This window comes from Tissierellales bacterium (assembly GCA_025210965.1).
Lineage (GTDB): Bacteria > Bacillota > Clostridia > Tissierellales > JAOAQY01 > JAOAQY01.
Map to the genome: position 1 here is coordinate 1 of JAOAQY010000137.1, position 4,896 is coordinate 4,896.

5 protein-coding genes and 1 other annotated feature are annotated in these 4,896 nt (G+C 31.8%); of the genes, 1 reads left to right on the forward strand and 4 read right to left on the reverse strand.

Annotated elements, in window-relative coordinates; all coding sequences use genetic code 11:
• The 4 genes from N4A40_09690 to serS all read right to left on the reverse strand — a co-directional run.
• Positions 1 to 213, reverse strand: a 213-nt coding sequence (locus N4A40_09690) for a hypothetical protein (protein ID MCT4662119.1), incomplete at its 3' end; no start/stop codon positions are given.
• A gap of 84 nt (positions 214 to 297) precedes the next feature.
• Positions 298 to 663, reverse strand: a complete 366-nt coding sequence (locus tag N4A40_09695) for a DUF1304 domain-containing protein (GenBank protein ID MCT4662120.1) — start codon at positions 661 to 663, stop codon at positions 298 to 300.
• Between the two features lie 273 nt (positions 664 to 936).
• Positions 937 to 1,530 (reverse strand): SHOCT domain-containing protein, encoded by a 594-nt coding sequence (locus tag N4A40_09700; protein MCT4662121.1) that lies wholly within the window; start codon positions 1,528 to 1,530, stop codon positions 937 to 939.
• A 136-nt stretch (positions 1,531 to 1,666) separates the two neighbouring features.
• Positions 1,667 to 2,941, reverse strand: coding sequence for a serine--tRNA ligase (gene serS, locus N4A40_09705; GenBank protein ID MCT4662122.1), 1,275 nt, complete (start codon positions 2,939 to 2,941; stop codon positions 1,667 to 1,669).
• Between the two features lie 87 nt (positions 2,942 to 3,028).
• Positions 3,029 to 3,227 (reverse strand) — a binding site (T-box leader).
• 248 nt (positions 3,228 to 3,475) lie between these two features.
• On the opposite strand from serS, the gene N4A40_09710 reads away from it, so the two are divergent.
• Entirely contained in the window at positions 3,476 to 4,723 is a 1,248-nt protein-coding gene (locus N4A40_09710; GenBank protein MCT4662123.1) for a diguanylate cyclase, read from the forward strand.
• Positions 4,724 to 4,896: the final 173 nt, after the last annotated feature.

A 4,896-nucleotide genomic window follows, 5' to 3' on the forward strand; every position in this document is an offset into this window, starting at 1 on the left:
ATACGAATGATTTTTATAAAATATAGAATCAGTGCTTACACCATAACTATTTCCAACTTCTCTAAGCAATCCTTCCCAATTCATCACATCTGTATTTATCTTATCTGAGAGCACTTCTTTTGAAAAACCTGCTCCTATAAACAATCCCAAATTCCCGTAAACTGAAGCTTCTGCTATTTTTTCGTAAATTCCCTCTGGCTGAAAATCTCTCATTTGTATACACCTCTTTTTAGGTATTTACTTCTCAACTTGATTTTAGCACGAAATCAAAACACATACCATCTAAAAAAGCTCTTGTTATTTAATTAAAAAAATTATTATCAAAACTATAATAGACGGAACACCTTGCTTGAAAAATATGCTTTTTTCTGCTGTAAATCCACCATATATACCCGCAACTATAACACAAAGCAAAAAGAATACTGCAATATTAAATGACCATACAGAATCATTAATAAAAATACTCCAGGTCAAACCTGCTGCCAAAAAGCTGTTATATATTCCCATATTTTTAGCCATCGCTGTAGTTTGTCCAAATAAATTACTATTAAATTGCTTAAATATACTAGGACCCTTTTTTTCCCATAAAAACATTTCCATAATCATAATATAAAAGTGCTCTAATGCTATAAACATTACTAAAATTTTTGAAGTTATTATCATTTTAAGTACCTCTCTCTCATTTTTTATATACCCTCTAATCCAATATCAATTTGAAATACAATTACTCAATTACATTATATTCTAAACTTACACTTGTACAAAGGCTTTTTTCTTTCACTAACTGAATTAGAAACTAACTACAATATATTCACTATATAATATCCATTTAAAATAAATTTAATCAAAAAAAATGCCTAGATACTAAATTCGAGTGAAATCTAGTATCTAGGCACCTGTGTGTTAGACAGAATACTTTATATTTTAAATACTTTACTAGTCTTGCTTTGCTTCTTTCGATTTTTTGTGAGGTCTATGTCCCTTTAGAGCATCTTTTCTCTCTTGGAATTTTTCATAATCTAGACCTAATTTCTCACAAAACTCTTCTTCTGTAATTTCGCCATTTACTAATTGCTTCTTAGCTTCTAATCTAAGCTTAAATGTTTCTTCATCCATTTCTTTCTCTGGATGTGCTTCTTTTGCCATTTCTATCAATTCATCAATAGTAATTTCGCCATCCATATAAGCTTTTCTAGCTTCAAAAAATTCTTTTTGTTCTTCAGTTAATTCTCTTTTTTCTCTGAACTCTTTTTTATCTCTCGCTCTAAGTTCAAAACCTTCTGGCAACAATTCCTTCATCTGCTCTTCGAATTCTGCTTTAGTTATATCTCCAGCTATGACTTGTTTTTTCAAGTCTCTTAAAGCGTCTCTTACTTCTTCATCTAATTCTGCAAATGGACCTTTATGCTCTGCATGAATTCCAGGTTTCTCCTTGTAATCAGCCTTGTCTTCAGTACTCGCTGCCATTGCCATTCCCGGTAATGCTATCATTGCTGCCATAAGTCCTGCTAATAGTTGTCTTTTTTTCATAATAAATTCCTCCTTCATAATTGTTCTATCATTTGTATGGATTTGTAAGAACTTATTTGCTCTGTTCTTATCTATGTATTTATTATAAAAAAAGACTTTGGTATAAATATCTTAAGATTATGTGAAACTATGGTATTTATTTCAATTCTTCGATTCCACCCATGAATCCTCTAAGAACCTCTGGTATTTCTATGCTTCCATCAGCTCTTTGATAGTTTTCAAGTATAGCAGCAAATGTTCTTCCAACTGCAAGACCTGATCCATTTAATGTGTGAACAAATTGTGGTTTTCCTTTACCTTCTGGTCTAAATCTAATGTTTGCTCTTCTTGCTTGATAGTCTTCAAAGTTTGAGCAAGAACTAATTTCTACATATCTTCCGTAGCTTGGCATCCATACTTCTATATCGTAAGTCTTAGCTGCACTGAAACCTAAGTCTCCACTGCAAAGTGTAACCACTCTATATGGAAGTCCTAATGCTTGTAATATAGCTTCCGCATGTCCTGTAAGTGCTTCTAATTCTTCGTAAGATTTTTCAGGATCAACTAATTTAACCATCTCCACTTTGTCAAATTGGTGGTTTCTAATAAGACCTCTTGTATCTCTACCTGCTGATCCAGCTTCTTGTCTAAAGCAAGGCGTATAAGCTGTATAGCTAACAGGAAGTGTTTCCTCATCTAATATTTCTCCTCTGTGATAGTTCGTAACAGGAACCTCTGCAGTTGGAACTAAGAAATAGTCCTTGCTAGGAAGTTTAAATGCATCTTCTTCAAATTTTGGCAATTGTCCTGTACCAGTCATGCTCTCTCTGTTTACCATAAATGGTGTCATAAGTTCTGTATATCCATGCTCTAATGTATGTTTTGCTAACATGAAGTTTATTAGCGCTCTCTCAAGAAGTGCTCCTTTGCCTTTGAATAATGTGAATCTAGCACCTGTAATCTTCGCTGCTCTTTCAAAATCCAATATGTCTAAATCCACACCTAAATCCCAATGTGCTTTGATATCAAAATCAAAGTTTTTAGGCTCTCCCCATTTTCTCATTTCAACATTATCTTGGTCGTCATTTCCAACTGGAATTTCTGGATTTGGAATATTTGGAATGTAAAGCAAACGCTCTTGAATCTCTTCATCAACAGCTTTCACCTTAGCATCTAACTCTTTTACCTTATTAGAAATTTCTTTCATCTCAGCAAATATTGGAGCTACATCTTTGCCTTCTTTTTTTAATTTTGGTATTTCTTTAGAAACTTGATTTTGCTTAGCTTTAAGCTGCTCTACCTCTTGTAGTATCTCTCTTCTATCGCCATCTAATTTTACAATAGCATCTATGTCATAAGCTCCATTTTGTCTTCTCTCTAACAATTCCTTTACTTCTTCTACATTCGCTCTAATTCTTTTAATATCTAACATTCGTATCGACTCCCTTCACTTTTTTAAACATGCCTGCGAATAGTTTTAATAAAATAAAAAAACTCGCCCTATTGTCTCTTTACGAAACAATGGGACGAGTGTATTTACCCGCGTTGCCACCCAATTTAGCAATCAGCTCTCTCTAATGCGATTAACCCTCGCTACAGGTCTGAGATTAATCAGATGCTCTAAGGTAGATTCGATAAAATTCAACTATCAGTTCTCACCACCACTGACTCTCTTTTAGATAAAAATTCTATCTACTTGGCCTCTTCACAGCATGTAATTTATAATATTTAGATTATACCACATCCTGTTTATTTTGCAAGCTTATTTTGAAAGCTCCTATTATGATTTAAAGCATTTAAAAATATTCGTTATTTCTGAATTATGGGATTATTTATTCAAGTTTTACATTTTATGTAAATAAAAAAACCTTTTTTATTTGCATTTTTAACGATATAATAAAAAATATCTACTAATTTACAACCTCTTTTTATAAAGTATCAAAAAGAAAGGATTTTGGTGATTCAAGTGTTCAAGGTTTTACATATTGATAATTCAAGTTTTTTTCATAAATTACTAGGTGACATAGCTATAGATGAATGCTGTTCTTTTTACTCAGCTAAAAGTAAATCAGAGGCATTTGAAATTCTAAAGCATTATGATATTGATTTAATCATATCTGGCCTTTCATTTAAAGATGACATAGAAACCCAGTTAATTCCAGAACTTAGAGCTAGTATATATAGCGAGATACCCATTGCAATATTTACTGCTGATAATACTATTGAAAATCGTAGAAAATACATCAAATACGGAATAACAGATTTCATTCCAAAATCACACGATATCTCCAATATAAGAAAAATCATAAAACGATATAAGAAAACACTAGCTTTAGATAAAAGAGCAAAAAAGTTATCGTATGCAGTAATAGAAGATAATGCTCTTCAAAGAACTATTATCAAAGCTATGTTCAACCAATACCACATACACGATGTCTCTTACTTTGAATCTGGAGAATCCCTATTTGAATCAAATAGTAAGTTTGATGTTTATATAATAGACTTAATTCTTCCTGGAATGCTCGGAATAGATGTCATTTTAAAACTTAGAAAATCTTGTTCTGATAATGTTATAATTGCAGTATCCAAGGTCGATGCAGCAGAAACAATACAAAATGTTCTACTAGCTGGTGCCGATGATTACATCATAAAGCCCGTAAACGAAGATATTTTCTTTGCTCGTTTAAAGGGAACTATCAGAATGTATACCCTATTTAAAGAACTTGAACAAAAAAACAATGACCTAGAAAAATTACTGGAAATAGATGGTCTCACTGGACTTTATAATCACAAATATATAGTAAATAAAGTATTTGAGCTATCTAATAACGATACACCATTTAGCATAGCAATGCTAGATATTGACCACTTTAAAAATGTAAACGACAATTTTGGTCATCCTACAGGAGATGACGTTTTAAAATGGCTTAGTTCTGCATTTCACGTAGGATTTCCTTCTGAATGTTATATAGGTCGCTATGGCGGGGAAGAATTTCTAGCAATAATGCCTAATATGGATTATGATACTGCTTACAATTTATGTAATCAATTTAGAGAAAATATTGAAAAATCTAGTTCTATAAGCCTAAATATTCCCCTCACTCTGAGTGGTGGAGTAGCAACATATATTGGTGAAGATCCTAAAGATCTCATAAAAAAAGCTGACCAATATCTCTATACGGCAAAAAATAATGGGCGAAATAAAATACTATGATTGTTTACAAGCCTATATCAAACAATATTAGCGAATCGCAAATCATATTTCTAAATTCTAAATAGAAATTCTAATTGAACTTTTAATTTTTTTTCAAATTCACTATATGATATTCCTTGATTTAAATGTTTCTTGTAATTCACTAGTATCATTCCGCTAATAATTTCAAGCAA